This window comes from Moorena sp. SIO1G6 (genome assembly GCF_010672795.1).
GTDB classification, from domain to species: domain Bacteria; phylum Cyanobacteriota; class Cyanobacteriia; order Cyanobacteriales; family Coleofasciculaceae; genus Moorena; species Moorena producens.
This window is the reverse complement of the sequence record NZ_JAAHFZ010000001.1, coordinates 395,730-412,152: the sequence shown is the minus strand read 5'-3', so window position 1 is coordinate 412,152 and position 16,423 is coordinate 395,730. Positions and strand designations below refer to the sequence as shown.

12 protein-coding genes, 2 tRNA genes and 2 pseudogenes are annotated in these 16,423 nt (G+C 43.0%); 12 read left to right on the top strand and 4 right to left on the bottom strand.

Annotated elements, in window-relative coordinates:
* Positions 1-37 precede the first annotated feature (37 nt).
* Positions 38-5,266 carry a PAS domain S-box protein gene (locus F6K63_RS01880; RefSeq protein ID WP_287310550.1) on the bottom strand — a complete coding sequence of 1,743 codons (5,229 nt, stop codon included), beginning with the start codon at positions 5,264-5,266 and terminating at the stop codon, positions 38-40.
* Between the two features lie 488 nt (positions 5,267-5,754).
* The gene (locus tag F6K63_RS01875; RefSeq protein WP_009149041.1) at positions 5,755-6,576 is read right to left on the bottom strand and encodes an aminotransferase class IV; all 822 of its coding nucleotides are present in this window, start codon (positions 6,574-6,576) and stop codon (positions 5,755-5,757) included.
* A gap of 279 nt (positions 6,577-6,855) precedes the next feature.
* On the opposite strand from F6K63_RS01875, the pseudogene F6K63_RS01870 reads away from it, so the two are divergent.
* From F6K63_RS01870 to F6K63_RS01855, 4 genes and pseudogenes are all read left to right on the top strand, one after another.
* A pseudogene (locus F6K63_RS01870) lies at positions 6,856-7,059 on the top strand (IS4 family transposase); the annotation flags it as partial.
* A 24-nt stretch (positions 7,060-7,083) separates the two neighbouring features.
* On the top strand, positions 7,084-8,502 hold the full coding sequence (locus F6K63_RS01865; RefSeq protein WP_353812837.1) for a thioesterase domain-containing protein: 1,419 nt from the start codon (positions 7,084-7,086) through the stop codon (positions 8,500-8,502).
* Between the two features lie 143 nt (positions 8,503-8,645).
* Positions 8,646-8,900, top strand: coding sequence for a type II toxin-antitoxin system Phd/YefM family antitoxin (locus F6K63_RS01860; protein ID WP_071106573.1), 255 nt, complete (start codon positions 8,646-8,648; stop codon positions 8,898-8,900).
* Positions 8,897-9,157 (top strand): Txe/YoeB family addiction module toxin, encoded by a 261-nt coding sequence (locus F6K63_RS01855; RefSeq protein WP_287310547.1) that lies wholly within the window; start codon positions 8,897-8,899, stop codon positions 9,155-9,157. The genes F6K63_RS01860 and F6K63_RS01855 overlap by 4 nt, the downstream gene beginning before the upstream one ends.
* 366 nt (positions 9,158-9,523) lie before the next feature.
* Here the strand turns inward: F6K63_RS01855 and F6K63_RS01850 are convergent, their stop codons facing one another.
* Positions 9,524-10,060 carry a Uma2 family endonuclease gene (locus tag F6K63_RS01850; RefSeq protein WP_287267594.1) on the bottom strand — a complete coding sequence of 179 codons (537 nt, stop codon included), beginning with the start codon at positions 10,058-10,060 and terminating at the stop codon, positions 9,524-9,526.
* A gap of 404 nt (positions 10,061-10,464) precedes the next feature.
* The gene (locus F6K63_RS01845; RefSeq protein ID WP_287294756.1) at positions 10,465-10,734 is read right to left on the bottom strand and encodes an SDR family oxidoreductase; all 270 of its coding nucleotides are present in this window, start codon (positions 10,732-10,734) and stop codon (positions 10,465-10,467) included.
* Positions 10,735-10,958: 224 nt separating this feature from the next.
* On the opposite strand from F6K63_RS01845, the gene F6K63_RS01840 reads away from it, so the two are divergent.
* The 8 genes and pseudogenes from F6K63_RS01840 to F6K63_RS01805 all read left to right on the top strand — a co-directional run bounded on the left by F6K63_RS01840 (position 10,959) and on the right by F6K63_RS01805 (position 16,423).
* Positions 10,959-11,159, top strand: a complete 201-nt coding sequence (locus F6K63_RS01840) for a hypothetical protein (protein ID WP_008177509.1) — start codon at positions 10,959-10,961, stop codon at positions 11,157-11,159.
* 501 nt (positions 11,160-11,660) lie between these two features.
* Positions 11,661-11,732: transfer RNA gene (locus F6K63_RS01835), tRNA-Met, on the top strand.
* A gap of 165 nt (positions 11,733-11,897) precedes the next feature.
* Positions 11,898-11,963: transfer RNA gene (locus F6K63_RS01830), tRNA-OTHER, on the top strand.
* A gap of 491 nt (positions 11,964-12,454) precedes the next feature.
* Entirely contained in the window at positions 12,455-12,580 is a 126-nt protein-coding gene (locus tag F6K63_RS01825) for a hypothetical protein (RefSeq protein WP_008177514.1), read from the top strand.
* Between the two features lie 41 nt (positions 12,581-12,621).
* Positions 12,622-14,055 carry a vWA domain-containing protein gene (locus F6K63_RS01820; protein ID WP_287294755.1) on the top strand — a complete coding sequence of 478 codons (1,434 nt, stop codon included), beginning with the start codon at positions 12,622-12,624 and terminating at the stop codon, positions 14,053-14,055.
* Between the two features lie 673 nt (positions 14,056-14,728).
* Positions 14,729-15,070 (top strand): annotated as a pseudogene (locus F6K63_RS01815) (hypothetical protein); the annotation flags it as partial.
* A 189-nt stretch (positions 15,071-15,259) separates the two neighbouring features.
* Positions 15,260-15,430: a hypothetical protein gene (locus tag F6K63_RS01810; RefSeq protein ID WP_287310544.1), complete on the top strand. Its 171-nt coding sequence runs from the start codon at positions 15,260-15,262 to the stop codon at positions 15,428-15,430.
* A gap of 126 nt (positions 15,431-15,556) precedes the next feature.
* The gene (locus tag F6K63_RS01805; protein WP_287310542.1) at positions 15,557-16,423 is read left to right on the top strand and encodes an SMODS domain-containing nucleotidyltransferase; all 867 of its coding nucleotides are present in this window, start codon (positions 15,557-15,559) and stop codon (positions 16,421-16,423) included.

The following is a 16,423-nucleotide window of genomic DNA, read 5'->3' as shown; positions in this document are numbered from 1 at the left end:
CAAACACTATTCTAAAAAGACTTTTGCAAGAGGTCTATTAGAGCACTGGACTCAAGGATTGTTCTTCAATTTTCTTAGCACTCTTAGTCAGTCCTACTCTGAGTTGTTGGTATTCAGACTCAAGCTGCGCAAAAATTTCCGCTGCTCCAGTGATGGTTTCCGACCTGCCCAGACTTTCCAGTTCGTGACACAGTTTGGAGAGATTTATACCCCCTAGGGTAGCGCTACTAGACTTTAATGTGTGAGCCGCAATTTCCATGGCTTTTGGCTCTTCTTCACTAATTGCTTGAGCCATGTTTTGCACTAACCTCGGAGTATCTTTTAAGTAAATTTCAATCAAACCAAGCAAGCATTCGGCCCCCCGTTCTCCGATACTGTCGATCAAGGATTGCAAAACCGAAAAGTCAACAGCTTGATCAGCTACTACTGGGTTGGAAGGTTGACGATAGTGCGGACATTGACTCAAGGCACGGACTAACTCTGGTACCTGGATAGGCTTGCTAATGTAATCATCCATTCCTGCACTCAGGCACATTTCTCGATCCCCTTCCATGGCATTAGCAGTCATGGCAATAATCCAGGGGCGTAAATGAGCTGGCCATTGTTCACAAATGCGTTGCGTCGCAGTTAAGCCATCCATTTCCGGCATCTGGACATCCATCAAAACCAAGTCATAGGGCTGACGACTAAGAGCTTGGAGTACTTCTAATCCATTCCCCGCGACATCAGCCCGGTAACCCATCCGTTTCAACAATTGCAGGGCTAACTGCTGGTTAACGATATTATCTTCAGCCAACAAAATCCGCAAAGGATGCTTTTGAGCCATTTCGGTGTCAAGTTTTAGGTGTTGAGCAGGTGTTCGCTTAATCTTGATCGGCTGTCCGCTCATCACCTGGGTCAAAACATCGTGAAGCTGAGATTGCTTAATAGGCTTGTTTAAGACAGCTGCAATATCTAGCTGACTCTGATGATGCTTTGTATCTGATTGATTCATTGAGCTCAGCATTACCAAGGGCAAGGCTTGACCCTCAGACTGCTGGCGGATTTTCGTTGCTAGGGTAAAACCATCCATCTCAGGCATATACCCATCCAGAATGGCAATGTCAAATTTATCCCCCTGACTGAGCCAATCGAGAGCTTCTCTACCTGATGCTGCTGTCTGGGTAAGCATACCCCAAGACTTAGCTTGCTCGGAGATAATCGTGCGGTTGGTCGCACTATCATCTACAATCAACAGCCGCTTTCCTTCTAACAATGGCTGAGATACTGGCAGCTTAGGTTCCTCGATCGGATCAGGCTGTTTAGCCAATACAGTGAAATAAAATTTAGAGCCTTGACCAACTTGACTTTCTACCCAAATTTTCCCACCCATCATGGTGGTGAGCCGTTGACAAATGGCCAAACCAAGACCTGTGCCTCCATATTGGCGAGATGTGGAGGAATCCACCTGAGAGAAGGACTGGAAGAGGCGGTCGATCCGATCCTCAGGAATGCCAATCCCAGTATCCTTGACCACAAATTGGATTTCGTAGATCGAAGATTGAGTAGAGGCGGAACGAAATCTGGCAGTGTGAGGGTTGCGGGAAGAAATCTGGGGGTGAGGCGGTGAAAATACTCTCGTGTTGTCTCTGGTATTGTTCTGTGTTCCTTTAGCTCCCCTGACCCCGTTGATATAGCCCGTCTGGTCAAATCCTCCTTGTAGAGTGTAGTCCTTTCCATTGGCTAGAGTAGGGAAACTCAAAGAGTAATGTTTTCCGTAGTCAGGAGCAGAGGCCAACGGGTAGGAGTAGTTAGCAGTATTACTGTGTTCTGTTTCTTTGCCATCAACCAATTCCCCTATGCTAAGTTCTCGGGCAGTTACAGAAACTAACACTTCCCCGATATGGGTAAATTTAATCGCATTCCCCAACAAATTGACTAGAATTTGGCGCAGCCGAGTCACATCTCCCACAATCATGGGTGGAGTGTTGGGATGGAATAGATAGGCTAACTCCAATTTTTTCTCAGCTGCTTTTGCCGCCAACAAATCTAAGGATTCCTCAATGCAAGTGATCAGATTAAACGGTTGTTCTTCTAACTCCAGCTTTCCAGATTCAATTTTTGAAAAATCGAGAATATCATTAATGATGGTGAGTAAACTATCCCCACTATTGCGGATAGTTTCCACAAAGTCTCGTTGCTGGGAGGTTAGGTCTGTATCCAGTAGCAAACCCGTCATGCCAATCACGGCATTCATAGGAGTGCGGATTTCATGGCTCATGGTTGCCAGAAATTCGCTTTTTGCCTGAGTGGCCGCTTCGGCAGTTCTTCTAGCTTGCTCTAGGGCGAAATTTTGCTCAGTCAATTGCTCTCGTTGGCGGGTTTCTTGCTCAAGCAGGTGAGCCTGAGCAATAGCAATCCCTACTTGGTCAGCGACGGCTTCGAGTAACTCAATTTCATCCAGACTCCACTGACGAAATTCATCACACTGATGTATTCCAATCACACCATTCGGTTCCCCCTGATAGGAAGTACGAATTACCAACATGGATTTGACTCCAATCTGCCGACTTATTGGGATCATCGGTTTCAGAAGGGGGTCTTCGTAAACATTAGGGGAACTGATGGCTCGGTCTTGGACTAACAACTGCTCTAAATGAGGATTCCCCAGAATCGGAATTTCTAAATCCAGTATCGATAGATAACCCTTTTCTAAATACTCAGCAACTGTAGGAATGCGAGGATAAGGTTGGGAAACATAGGTATGAATGGTGCAACGGTTCACCTGAAACACTTGACCAATTTGTGTGGCGGTGGTCTGAAAAATTTGTTTAGTCTTTAAACTTTGGCGGATTTCTTGGGTCACCTGTTTGAGTAGCATCACACGAGTCAGTTGCTGGTGTAATGCTTCCTCGGCTTGCTTTTGCTCAGATATATCAATCGATACGCTTAATACCGCTGGCATGTGGGCAATTGCTAAGGAGAAGGGAATTTTGGTAGTTTGGATGATAAGCTTTTCTCCATCAGGATAGATGATCGTCTCTTCTGGAAGGTGTGTCGGTTCTCCACTCTCCAATACCTGCAAATCCGCCTCTCTAAACTCGAAGGATTTTAGGAAGGATTGAGCAAAATCTTCATCCCGATGGTATAGTAAATCATCTACTGTCGTACCATAAGCTTCCGCAACTGCTTTGTTGGCTAGAAGAAACTCTCCATCTCGGTTCTTGGCGTAAATGAAATGAGGCACTAAATCAATAACTTGACGCAGTTGTCTCTCACTTTCTTTCAGATGTGACTCGGTTAATTTACGATTTGTAATATCTCGGATAGTACCAGAGGTACCTGTGATATTACTGTCAGGATCTAGGGTTAATTGCGCATGAATTTCGAGCCAGCCCGAGCCGCCATCCTTGGTAATATACCTTAGTTCCTGCTGATAATACTCCTGTTTTTGGGTAATTAGAGATTGAAACAGTTCTATGTTAGTTTGACGGTCATCAGGATGGAGATAATCAATAAAGTTAGTACCAATGCTATCTGCTACAGAAAAGCCCGTCATTTCTGTCCAAGTTGGATTGAGAAAGGTCAATACCCCAACCCCATCGGTTTGGAAAATAACCTCTTGCACATTTTCCACCACTGACCGATACTGCTCCTCTCTCTCCAGCAAGGCGAGTTCAACTCGCTTGCGTTCGGTAATGTCTTCCACAGAGCCTTCGTAGTAGAGCAAATTCCCATTAGTGTCTCGGACAGGGCGCACATTTTCCAAAATCGAGATTACACTACCATCTTTGCGATAAGCCTGAGCCTCAATGGATGATAAAGCGTCATTGTCCGCTAGCAAGTTAGTAAACTCGTTACGAGCCTCAGTGTCCACGTAAATTTGCTTTGAAACGTTCGTAATCGACTCCACTAGTTCTTCTGGAGAAGAATAGCCATAAATTCGCGCTAAGGCTGGATTGGCACTAATAAAGCGTCCATCCGGTGTAATCTGATAGATGCCCTCTACTGAATTCTCAAAGATGCTACGGTAATTCGCTTCAGCTTGTCGCAGCGCTTCCTCGGCTCGCTTGCGATTGGTGATATCACTAAAGGTACAAATGACTTGCTCTACTAATCCATCCACCCCCACCTGGGGATCGGCATTCACTAGTAACCATACCCAATCTTCAGTAGCTTGATTATGGACACCCATTACCACGTTTCTTACCAGTCTACGGGTGCTTATTGCCTGTTGGATAGGACGACTTTCAGTGGGGAATGGAGTGGTGTCTTCGTGAATGATATTCCAATCTGAACCAAAAGGACTTTTATCCAACAATTCACTTTCGGTGAAGCCCAATATATCGAGAGCCGCTTGATTAAAGAGCATGAATTCGGTTTTTGCCTCGAATAGCAATACCCCGACCTGCATTTCTCGAATCACGGTTCGGAATAGCCTTTCGCTCTCTTGCAATGCTTCTTGTCTAAGAGCTTGCAGTGCTTTACTCGTTTTCTGCTCGTAATATGAGGCAAGTAAGGTGAGGCTGAAGATGATTAGGTTAGTTATCCCTATGGTGCTTGTTACTACCGAAGTATTTAATGTCGGAGAAAACCCAGTGTCTAATGGTGGAGTAACGGTGAACTTGGCTGCCATCATGGTTGTATAGTTTACAGCGGTAATGGCTAATCCCAGGAGCACTGCCCAGCAAAGCTTCCACCCATGAAGGAATTTTCCGGTTCCTACCCCCACATCAAAAGATAGCCACAAGATGAAAAAGGATGTCAAGCTGGCTATAACAACGGATAGGGCAACTAAAAGGAGGTTGTAGTGAATGAGCCCTGGTATTCCCATGGCAGCGATCAGCAGGTAGGGTACGGATGCGATCGCTAATCCCATTACCACACTGCCCACCATTAACTGTCTGAGGTTGGTGATGGGGCTGACACTATAGAGTACGGCACCAGAGATTAGCACTGCTACCCAGTAAGAAAGCAGTACCATGGGCGTATCATAAGTGATGGGGATCGGAAACCGGAATGCTAGCATTCCCAAAAAGTGTATTGACCAAATCCCAACTCCCATGATCATTGCCCCACCAATCAGCCAACCTTTACGGGTAGGCTTTTGTGAGGTTTTTACTTGTCCAGCTAAAATCAGCACCCTATAGGTCACAATCGAGGCGATAGCAATGGATAGAACAACTAACTGTAGGTCATAGATACCACTCATTGCTCTATCTGTATCGCTAATTGGAACAGTTTTTATGATAAAATTTAGCCAGACAAAAACCATTGAGTAGGGCATACCGAGATATTATCTCCCAGACCCTCTAGGGGCCATTTCGATATATTTATTACGAAAATTGTCTTGTAATTCTGAATAGATGTATTGAATTTACACAATTTTGATAAATTAATTTACCGTATAAATACGGATTTTTACTATAGCTATATCCTGAAATTTACCGAATCTAATCTATTGGTTGAATCAGAAAGCACCAAATTTAAAACTTGGTAATTGTAATTGCAGAGATTTTTTTAGCTACAAAAAAATGGTCAACAGATAGCAGGATAAGTAGATTTATCCATACCTAATTAAATTATTGATAATAATCATTGGGTGTATACCGTAAAAACAACTACTTTGAACGTCTGAAGCTTAGACTAAAGGTAAGCAGTCAGCTAATGCGCTAGGCGCACGCTACGCTAACAGCATTGAGCTATCAGCTAATGTAAGGCAACCCCTGATCAATAAACAGAGTACGAATTTTTTCGTCAATTAAAAGTTAATAGTTAATACTTACGTAAGTCTTGGAAAACTGGGTGTAGTGGGTCATAAACTCGTTCAGAATTTTCTTGAATGACCCGGTGAATGGGAACAACCTCCACCACGCAGTTAGTGTATGCGATCGCATCCAACTGTCCTACCAACTCGGGTGACCAAGGTTCCTCACGAACTCTCTGATTTTGGCAAGTCAGCCACTTAATTAAATGCGATCGCATCACACCTGGTAAAATTCCAGCTTCCACTGGTGGTGTCCACCACTGACCATCTCTCCATCCCCATAAGTTACCTGTGCTAGTTTCCAGCCAATTCCCGTGATTATCTACCAGAATTGCTTCCTGTGCTCCCATATTTTGCGCCATTTGCTTCGCCAGCCATGGAGATAGATAATTCCCGGTCTTGTGAGTGGGTAAGCAGCGATGAAATTTTACCGAAGAGGACTCAGCTACCCAAGCAGTGATGCCTTGTTCTTGCCACTGAGCTAAATTGGCTGGCAGAGGACGACCCATAATCAATTCTCGTCCATCGGGGAATAGGGTAATTCTCAGCACTGGGTAAAGGGTGATCAGTGATTGTGCTCCTTGGCGCAATTGCTCCCAATCCGGCTGTTGCCAACCAAATGCTTGTAAACTCGATTGGAGGCGATGGCAATGATTAGTCCAATGGGTTAGTGGGTGATCTAATGACTGATGGTAAACTCGTAGGGTGGTAAAAACTGTAGCGCCATAGATAAATCCTGGCTCATCAATGGTCAGGCTCAGGGAGTTGCCCTCAATTAGCTGACCATTGTACCAGAAGCAGGGTTTTGACATCACTCTAGCGTTTTCCATACTTATGAGGTACACAAAATTTTTTCAAATCCCCCCCCTCAACGCGCCTGGGTTTCCTATTCCCCATACTCTTACCTCTACTCCATGCTCCCTGCTCACTGCTCCCTAAAACCCCAGACGAAAGTACCTCACCCAATTGATAAATGCTATATCCCTCTTCTGTCACTCTCCGGTTATAATAAGTAGAGAAAGAAAAAAAAGAAACTCTACAAGGTAGGCACAGCAATGGATGTAGAGGAACAAATCCTCAAACATTTAGCCAGGGCTCCCCAGGCANAAAAATATATCGGCAGAGTAAAAGAAGATGGCCGTTCACAACGACGACACAGTAGTTTTTATATAGGATTATATGCTCAAAATTGGGTCAGTTTTAGCGATGAGTGTATTAATTTAGTACGAGAATTAATGAGACTTAATCGTAATAAATGGAAGTATTATTTACGAGGAATGAGAGCTAAATCGCTTGTCCTGTCTGCTTTATAACTATTTTCGTCGCCCCCCCAGCGTATTGATCATCAAGTAAAAATTCGAGGTTTCCGGATCGAACTCTCAGAAATTGAAGCAGTACTTGCCCAACATTCCAACGTGCGAGAAGCTGTAGTCATTGCCCGCGAAGACATTCCAGGAGAAAAGCGACTTGTTGCTTATTTAATTACCAATCAGGAAAAAACTACGATTAATGATTTGCGTTTTTTCCTCAAGACTAAGCTACCCGACTACATGATTCCTGTTGCTTTTGTCTTTCTCGAATTAATGCCTCTAACTCCTAACGGCAAAGTCAACCGTCGTGGTTTACCTATTCCCGATGCTTCAAGTTTAATTCGTGAAACCAGTTTTGTTGCCCCCCGCGACTCGGTGGAATTACGACTAGCTCAAATTTGGTCAGAGATTCTCGGTGTTTCTCCCATCGGAGTCCGAGACAACTTCTTTGACTTGGGTGGTCATTCTATCTTAGCAGTGCGTTTAATGGCTGAGATTGAGAAACAATTTCGCAAAAATCTATCTTTAGCCGCCCTTTTCCAAGGCGCTACCCTAGAACAATTAGCGATTCTACTGCGCCAACAAACTGATACTCACTCTTGGTCTCCCTTAGTTGCCATTCAACCCCAAGGTTCCCAGCCACCGTTCTTCTGTATGCCTGGTTCCGGTGGCAATGTGGTCTACTTCCACCAACTCGCCCGTCATCTGGGAAATGATCGACCTTTTTACGCTTTGCAACCTCCATCCTTAGATGGGGTGTCGGAACCCTTTAGTAGTGTTGAACAAATAGCTGCCTATTACCTGAAAGCTATCCAAACCATTCAACCCTCTGGTCCGTACTTCCTCGGCGGTCATTCCTTTGGGGTTCTGGTTGCCTTTGAAATGGCACAACAGCTACAACAGAAGGGAGAAACGGTCGCCCTACTCGCCCTATTTGACCTTCCCGCCCCACTTCCTGGTAGCACCCCAAAACAGCTAGATTGGGATGATGCCCGATGGTTGACTAATATTGCCTATATCCTAGAAATGTTATCTGGGAAAAATCTAGAGATTTCTTATGAATCCCTAAAACCTCTTACTCCATTAGCACAATTAAACTATCTCAAACAACAGATGGAAACCGTCAATCTGTTGCCACCTAATTCAGGAATTGAACGAGTGCGTGGGATTGTTCAAACGATTAAAGCTGACGAATTTGCTTTTATGAGTTATCTCCCACAAGAAGGCTATCAAGGTGAGATTACCCTGTTCCGCACCAGCGAAGTTTATCAGGATGAATTGGGAATGCTTGGTGAAATTCCCAGGGATCCAACTTGGGGTTGGAATCAGCTTTCTAGCCAAACCGTGGAGGTTGAGGTTGTCCCTGGAAACCATACTACCATGCTTAGTGAACCTTATGTTCAGGTATTAGCTGAAAAACTTTTGATTATGCTAAACAAACAATAAGGCATGAAATTACACTACTACGGGAATATGTTAGGATTTCAGAAGAAAGAACCACAGAGCCACACCAGGACACAAAGAGAATCTATAGCTCTGTGCTATCGTATATGTTACTTTATAGTATATACAACTCTGAGTAGTTAAAAATGAAAGCAATTACGAGTAATCAAGCCAAACAACAATTAGATGAACTAATTGAGCGGGTCATTCTTGACGTCGAACCAACTATTTTATGTAATGATCAAGGAAAACAAGCTGTTTTAATGTCTTTAGATGAATTTAACTCTTGGCAAGAAACACTATATTTATTATCCAATCCTACTAATGCCGAACATCTATTAAAATCAATTGAACAAGCTAAATCAGGAAAAAAGTTAATTAAAGAATTAATTGATGAATGAAAATAACTTTTACTGAAGCATCTTGGTCTGACTATATTTGGCTACAAGATAATGATAAAAGGCTATTAAAAAGAGTCAACTTATTAGTTAGAGACATCATCAGAAATCCATTTGATGGCATTGGCAAACCAGAGCCTCTCAAGGCAAATTTATCAGGATATTGGTCAAGGCGGATAAATTCTGAACATCGTTTAGTTTATGAAATTAATGACGAAGAATTAACAATTATTTCTTGTAGATTTCACTATCAAAAATAAATGATTAGCGATGCTCCTTTGGAGCCGCTACGCGATTGGCCGTAGGCCACGCTAAAAGCGATCGCATTTGAATATGGTAGTTTGAAAGGCGGAATCTAGATAGGGCTTGCTGCATGAGTGTATAAGGTATCGGTTTCTCGATCTAGCGGGTTTCAAAGAAGCTAAAGGATACACTTCTTTTGACTATGTTATCCGCTCAGAAATTGTTGAGAAAGAATATTTCTCAAAGCTAAAATCGAATGAAGCGATGTTCCTTCGGAACCGCTTCGCGAACGCATTATCTTGTCGGTTGGATTTCACGAAGCTCAACCCAACATCATCGATCTCGGGCAACAAATAGCATAAAATCAAGGCAGGAGCAACGAGCTATGATCGGCGAGTCATAGCCATTACCCCGTTGACCGTAAGTTCGGGGAGAATGCCTAAGCTTGGTAGAATTTCTTCTCCTGAACAGACTATGGGTAGGTCATCTCCCTGCCAGACCCAAATCTGCTGACGAGCGAAATCTATTAACCAGGCTAATTGTGTTCCATTACTGAGGCAATGCAGAATCTTGTTTTGCAAGTTTAAAGTGCTTTGGTCAGGGGAACGAATTTCTATCAGCCAATCGGGTGCTCCATCAAGGGGTCCGTCCTGATCAGGAAGATGATCGCAAGCAACGATAGCAATATCTGGCACTGGCGAGTAGGGAGGTATGATGCAGCGTAGCTCCTGCACCGCTTCAAATCCATTGGTACGATCATTAATGTAATTAACCAGATTGCGTTGTAGGCGCGAGTGAAAGAGGGTTGGCATTGGTTTTTGGACTGCTCGCCCATCAATTAATTCCCATGCCGGAGAAGCCTCAATATTGGCTTGAGTGAGGAATTCTGCGAGGGCAATCCTTGGGATCGACTGGGTCATAGCTACTTACAAAATTTCACTGGTTCAGTTTATACCAACCACAGTACAGGCCAAATCTTGCCCAAGGTTGCCCAAGAGAAGCACGCTTCCCTTGCCCGATTACAGACTAGGGCGTGTTTTCAAAGTTTTACGCAAGATTATGATCCCCCCCAGCCCCCCTTAAAAAAGCTATGCTTTATAAACATCTTTCTTAACATAAAACTTGACAAAAAGAGTCAAGTGTGCATAGAGAGGCGATCGCCCTAAATTGACAAAAAGAGTTAAGTGTGTATAAGAGTGCGATCGCTAATCTGGGATTGGAATGGCGCGCGGAACATAATGATCCGCGCTTTGTCGGCAACAACCACCAGGTTTTCACCTGGTGCTATACAGATCATTCCTGCTGATGGGTAGGTTTAGAGAGGTTAAATGTTGCACCAGCCAGCATTAGCAACCACGATATCAATTTTGCCAAACTTACTACGGGCAAAGGTTGCCGCTTGATCAAGCTCACCATCCTTCGTGACATCACAGGGCATAGCAAGTACACGTTGACCGTTGGGATCAATTTGTGAAGCTATGGCTTCTAATCGTTCTGCTCGCCGAGCTAGGAGTACCACATTGGCTCCTTGACGGGCTAATTCATGAGCAAGAGCTGCTCCAATGCCAGAGGAAGATCCTGTGATTAGTGCCACTTAATCCTTAAAGTTGCTCATCTATTGCTTGCTTAAAGTTAATTTCAATCGCTAGTATAAGGTCTAATGAATCTGCCTGCTTTTAAGGGTTAAATAAGTCAAATATCCCAGTTATGCCTAAGTCCTAAAAAATTTTTTGCCAAGGACTTGACACGTTTGTAATATGCATGTAGTATAAAAGTAAGGTCAAAGAGAAAACATCACGCTACAAGGAGGGATGCCCAATGATTCATGTTCGGTTTGAAGGTCGTTCCTACGACATTGCTGAAGGTCAGCTGGGTATAGCCAAAAGTATGAACGATACCGCTGTTAAACAGCAACTCGCGAAGTACTTTGATGTAGCCCCAGAGCGCTTGACCTCTTATGTCATTGACCGCAGTACCAACCGCAATCTGATTATAAGACCTGAAGCGGTTTATGGTTAAGGTTTGTGCTTAAAAGGTTTATGGTTAAAAGGTGTTAAAAGGTTAAACCTTTTGTCCTGTGCCCTAATCTCAAGAAGCCTACACACAGATAACGATCCTAAGGTAGCGAACTCGGGTAACCGAGGAGCGCGAGCACTAAGCCATTGTCTTACAGAGATTTGGCGTGCGTGTCCACTGCTAAGCCATGCTTGGTGAGGACGGTCGTAAGTTGCTATAAAGCTTTTGTTAACTTGCACAGGAGCAATTGTTCGGAATTTCCCCCCGCGCCCTAACTGCTGAAGCTTACATACTACCGATCTACTAATCGGAAGGTTATAGGTTCGAATCCTATCAGCGGCGCTATTTGCCGCTGTAGCTCAAATGGATAGAGCATCATTTTCTTAAAAGCTTTATTGACTTGCGCGGGCACCCCAATTCTAGTGCAATTAGAGTGGTTTTACTGGCATAACTAAACAATTTAAAAAATAACTGAGTCACCTTCGCGCCCTGACCCGGAAAGCTTTCATACTCGCCAAATGGTAAGGCACTTGACTCATCATCGAGAATATGCGGGTTCAAATCCCGTGTGTGAAACAACGGCTTTCTGAACTTGCGCGATTGATTCAACCTTCTAGGAATAATTTCCAAATTATGCTACAGAGTGATAAAAGTACTGGTTAAAAAACTATTATAAGTTCCTATCAATTTTGTATTAACTTGCACAGAAGCAAGTGTTACAAATTTACCCCCGCGCCCTAACCGCTGAAGCTTACATACTACCGACTACGAATCGGAAGGTTATAGGTTCGAATCCTATCAGTGGCGCTATTTGCCGCTGTAGCTCAAATGGATAGAGCATCATTTTATTAAAAGCTTTATTGACTTGCGCGGGGACCCTAATTCTAATCGTTTTCACTGCCATAACCAAACAATTTTAAAAATTCACTGAGTCACCTTCGCGCCCTGACCCGGAAAGCTTTCATACTCGCCAAATGGTAAGGCACTTGATTCTGTTCAAGTATATACGGGTTCAAATCCCGTGTGTGAAACAATGGCTTTCTGAACTTGCGCGGATTGATTCAATCTTCTATAGCAAAGGAAACAGGGAATAGGGAGTAGAGAGTAGGGAGTAGGGAGTAAGGAGTAGATAAATTCGGTTCAAAATTATGACAATTAATTTAGGCTTGCTATAGGAATAATTTAAAATTAATTACAGATATTATTAGTTTATCATTGTTAATTAATTTAGATTATTATTCACGATTAATGATTTAAATGAGGTAGTAATAGCCACCATTAATTTTATTATTATTGGGATGATAAATTATTTAATTAATGGTGGCATTTTTGTTGGTTTTAGTAAACCAAACAACCTTCAACCTTCAACCTTCAACCAAACAACCTTCAACCAACTTTCAACCAAACAATCAAATAACTTATAGATTTGTCCAGAAATTACATAGGAGCATAGGAGGTTAATCCTATGAAAACTGAAGAGCGTGACCTGCGTTTAGAATTACTAAACAGTTTATTAACTACACCCCATCGTAAGCTGGAGCAAGTGACAGAATTGCACCAACTGATGGTAGAACTTGACCCAATTTTTTACGGTCACTTAGCCGTTTGGTACGAGGGTCACGGGGATGTCCGGGACCACAAAGAAGTGTTTCTAGGTCATTTGTTGACTAGCAATTTGACCGAACACCGAGATGCTGGCTTTGTGATGCTGCAAAAATTCCCACCATACCAGGTGGCACGAGTAGTGGATTTCATGAAGCAGCAGCGCAATAAGGTGCCTCGTTCGGCTCGAACAGCAGTGCGGCGCTACCTTAAAACACGGGAAAAAACTCCAGCATTGTTTGACCGAGCAGCATTGCGGGGTCGAAAGGCGATGAAGCATCTCTATGCTAGTTTACATATTAAGCCTAGCTCTAGAGCAGATGCTGTATTATTTAAGGACAATCCTCCAGAAGGTTCTTTAGCTTGGATACTGAAGCAGTTAGCGAAAACTGAAACTGCTGCTGAACAGGCGCAATTGATTGTTGAACATAAGATTCCCTACACCATCGCCATTGGTGCTGTGCGCTCTGTCACTCCTACGGTTTTGGTGGCGCTAATTAATTCCATGACACCCCAAGAGGTAATTAATAATCTCAAATCCCTCCAAGGGCGGGGTGCGATGGAACACCCACAGGTCAAGGAGTTGATTGAGGCAAAGCTAGAACAGGCACAGACAAGCGATCGCGTTTCTGCGTTCAAGGCACAAGTTGCCGCTGAGGCTGCTCAGTTAGATACTCAAACTCTTGCTAAGTTAAAACAAGTTACCAATGAGCAAGTAAAGCGCAAAGGTACCATTACCAAGCCCACTGCTCTACTAGTGGACAAGTCCGGTTCAATGGACAAAGCCATTGAAGTTGGTAAGCGGCTGGCAGCCCTAATCTCTGGTATTACTGAAGCTGAGCTGTTTGTGTATGCCTTCGATACCATGCCTTACCCAGTTAAGGCTCAAGGAAAAAAGTTGAGTGACTGGGAACGTGCCTTCAGGCACATCAAGGCAGGGGGTGGGACTAGCATTGGTTGTGCTTTAGAAGTAATGCGTTCTCGGAAGCAGGCGGTTGACCAGATTATCTTGGTTACCGATGAAGGTGAAAACACAGCACCTTACTTTGGTAAGGTTTACAAGACCTACTCTCGTGAATTGGGATTGATGCCCAATGTGATTATTGTCCGAGTTGGTTACTCCTACGACTGGGTGGAAAGTAAACTCAAGGAGCAACAGGTGCCAGTAGAAACCTTTACCTTTGCTGGAGATTACTATTCTCTACCAAACCTGGTTCCACTGATGACTCGTCCATCACGGCTAGACTTATTGATGGAGATTCTGGATACACCGCTACCGGTGCGAAATGATAAGTAGTGCAACATTTAACCTGTACAAACCTACTCACAAGCAGATAAGACGATGGTATAGCAAAGCGTGAAAACTAATGGTTGTTGCCGACAAAGCAATGCCAAAAGCATTGCGCTAATTTTATTAATGGAGGCTCTGCTGCCTACTCTCAAACCGCACTGTAACTTCACTCAGTCCATTATTTTACGTCGCTTAACTTACGACCAGCTGCCTTCGCTTTTAGTTCTTCGTTGGGCGGTAGTGTTCCGAAGTTAAACAAGTTACTAACTTAGTTAATTATAAAACAATGGATAATGTTTGACAAGGTTTAGATAGCTATAAGTAGTTGCACCTCTAAGAATTGGACTGACTTGATAACTCCTGATGAAGCAGTATATCCAGTCACCCAGTCTAATCTTGGGATCAAACTTGGCTTATAAGTTTGGAATCCGCACCTCTATAAATTTCACCGACTTGTGTGCCCTAACAGCCAGAGCTTACATACATAGTACGAGAGGAATAGTACCGTTACTCTAACGTAACGGGCGTGAAGCGAGGAAGGCGCGAAGAACCCGGAATGTGGGCTTAGAAGTAGCCATCATTTAAAGAGTGTGTAGTAACTCACCGGCGGAGTTCCTTCTAAGTGACGAACGCTTTTGCTCTGGCGACTTGCACATTATTAATACAATCGAGCAGGATCATGGCAAATATCCTCGACCTCATCAATCAAATTGCTGCAAAGGAAACGCAACTGAGTGAAAATCAATTCCTCGCTCCCTGTGTACGTGGGGGAAGGGTAAGAACTCGTGTTGCTGGAATGATTTATACCTTCTCCCCTAAGCCTCGTAAGTTTGAAGGATGGGGTATTTTTCAGCCAGTCAGCGATCAAGTCGCAACTGTGATAGAAGAGCCAGATGTGTTTCAACTTGAGGACTATTGGCAACTGCTCCAACCGTTGCGTTTACGACTAGCTTATCAATTGTCGGGAAAGACCTGGCTAGGGTATCCGGTTAATGAATCTGATGCTCGTCAGCGTTTTGGCACAGTTACAGAAGTTTTCATTTGAGTAGACCCCAAACGGTGATAAGCTAGAACAATAGTATAAATAAAAAAATTAATGCCTGCTGCTTATTCGATTGACCTACGACAAAGGATCATCAAGGGAGCATGTCACTTATTTAGAACATTTGTACTAACTCTATAGCCCTGTGATGGGTTTTAGCTTGCTCTGATGGTCATAGTTGATCTGTTCTCCAACTTTGACCTGCTCCCGATCATCAATGCCTATGAGGCCAAAGAATGTTCACAAAGACAACTAGCAAAACGCTTTCAAGTTAGCTTGTCTTTCGTTAAAAGATTAATTCGTCGTTATCAAGATACAGCAGAAGTAAAACCACTATAGCAACCCTAAATGATTTGTGACAAGTGAGTGGCTTTAAACTCAGGTATAACAAGGATCACGTTTCGTAAAATTACCACAACCTATTTAGGATTGCTATACTATTGTACTAAAGGAGTAGAGGTAATAGTGCCAAGAACAATTGATGAAGGATTTAGAAATTTTCTTTCAAAATTAACTCCATCACCTTATGAATCTCAAGCAGCAAAAAATCATAGAGCCTCAATTGAAGCTTGTCTAAAAGCAAATTTTCGATTGGATGGGTTTTTTCGTACAGGTTCATTTGGCAATGGGACAAGCATTTCTGGATATAGCGATGTAGATTACTTTGCATATATTTCTGATGGCAAACTAAATTCTAATTCTTCAAGGGCTTTGAATCAAGTAAGAGAAGTACTAAATAGAAGATTTCCCAGAACAAATGTTCATGTAGACTGTCCTGCTGTTGTATGTCCTTTTGGCAGTGATGCAAAAGAATCTACAGAAATAACATCAGCAATATTTAGCGGAAAAAATAGCACTTATCCAACCTATAAAATTCCTGATTGTATTGACGGATGGATGCTTTCCAGTCCAGAAACTCACAATGCTTATGTGCGAGAAGTAGATCAAAAATTTAAGGGTAAACTCAAGTCTCTGATTCGTTTCATCAAAGCTTGGAAATACTATCAAAACGTACCAATTTCTTCTTTCTATTTGGAATTACGTATAGCCAAGTATGCTCAAGGAATAAAGACTATCGTTTATGACATAGATGTAACACGAGTTTTTTCACACTTGCACAACGTTAGATTAGCAAAAATGCAAGACCCCATGGGAATTTCTGGGTATGTTAGCCCCTGCTCGACAAAAGCTAAGTTAAATGATGCCTTATCTAAACTGTCTACTGCTCTAAGCCGCTCTGAAAAGGCACTTAAAGCAAAAAGCAAAGGTGATATAAAAGAAGCTTTTGATTGGTGGAATTTAGTCTACAACAACAAGTTTACGAACTATTAA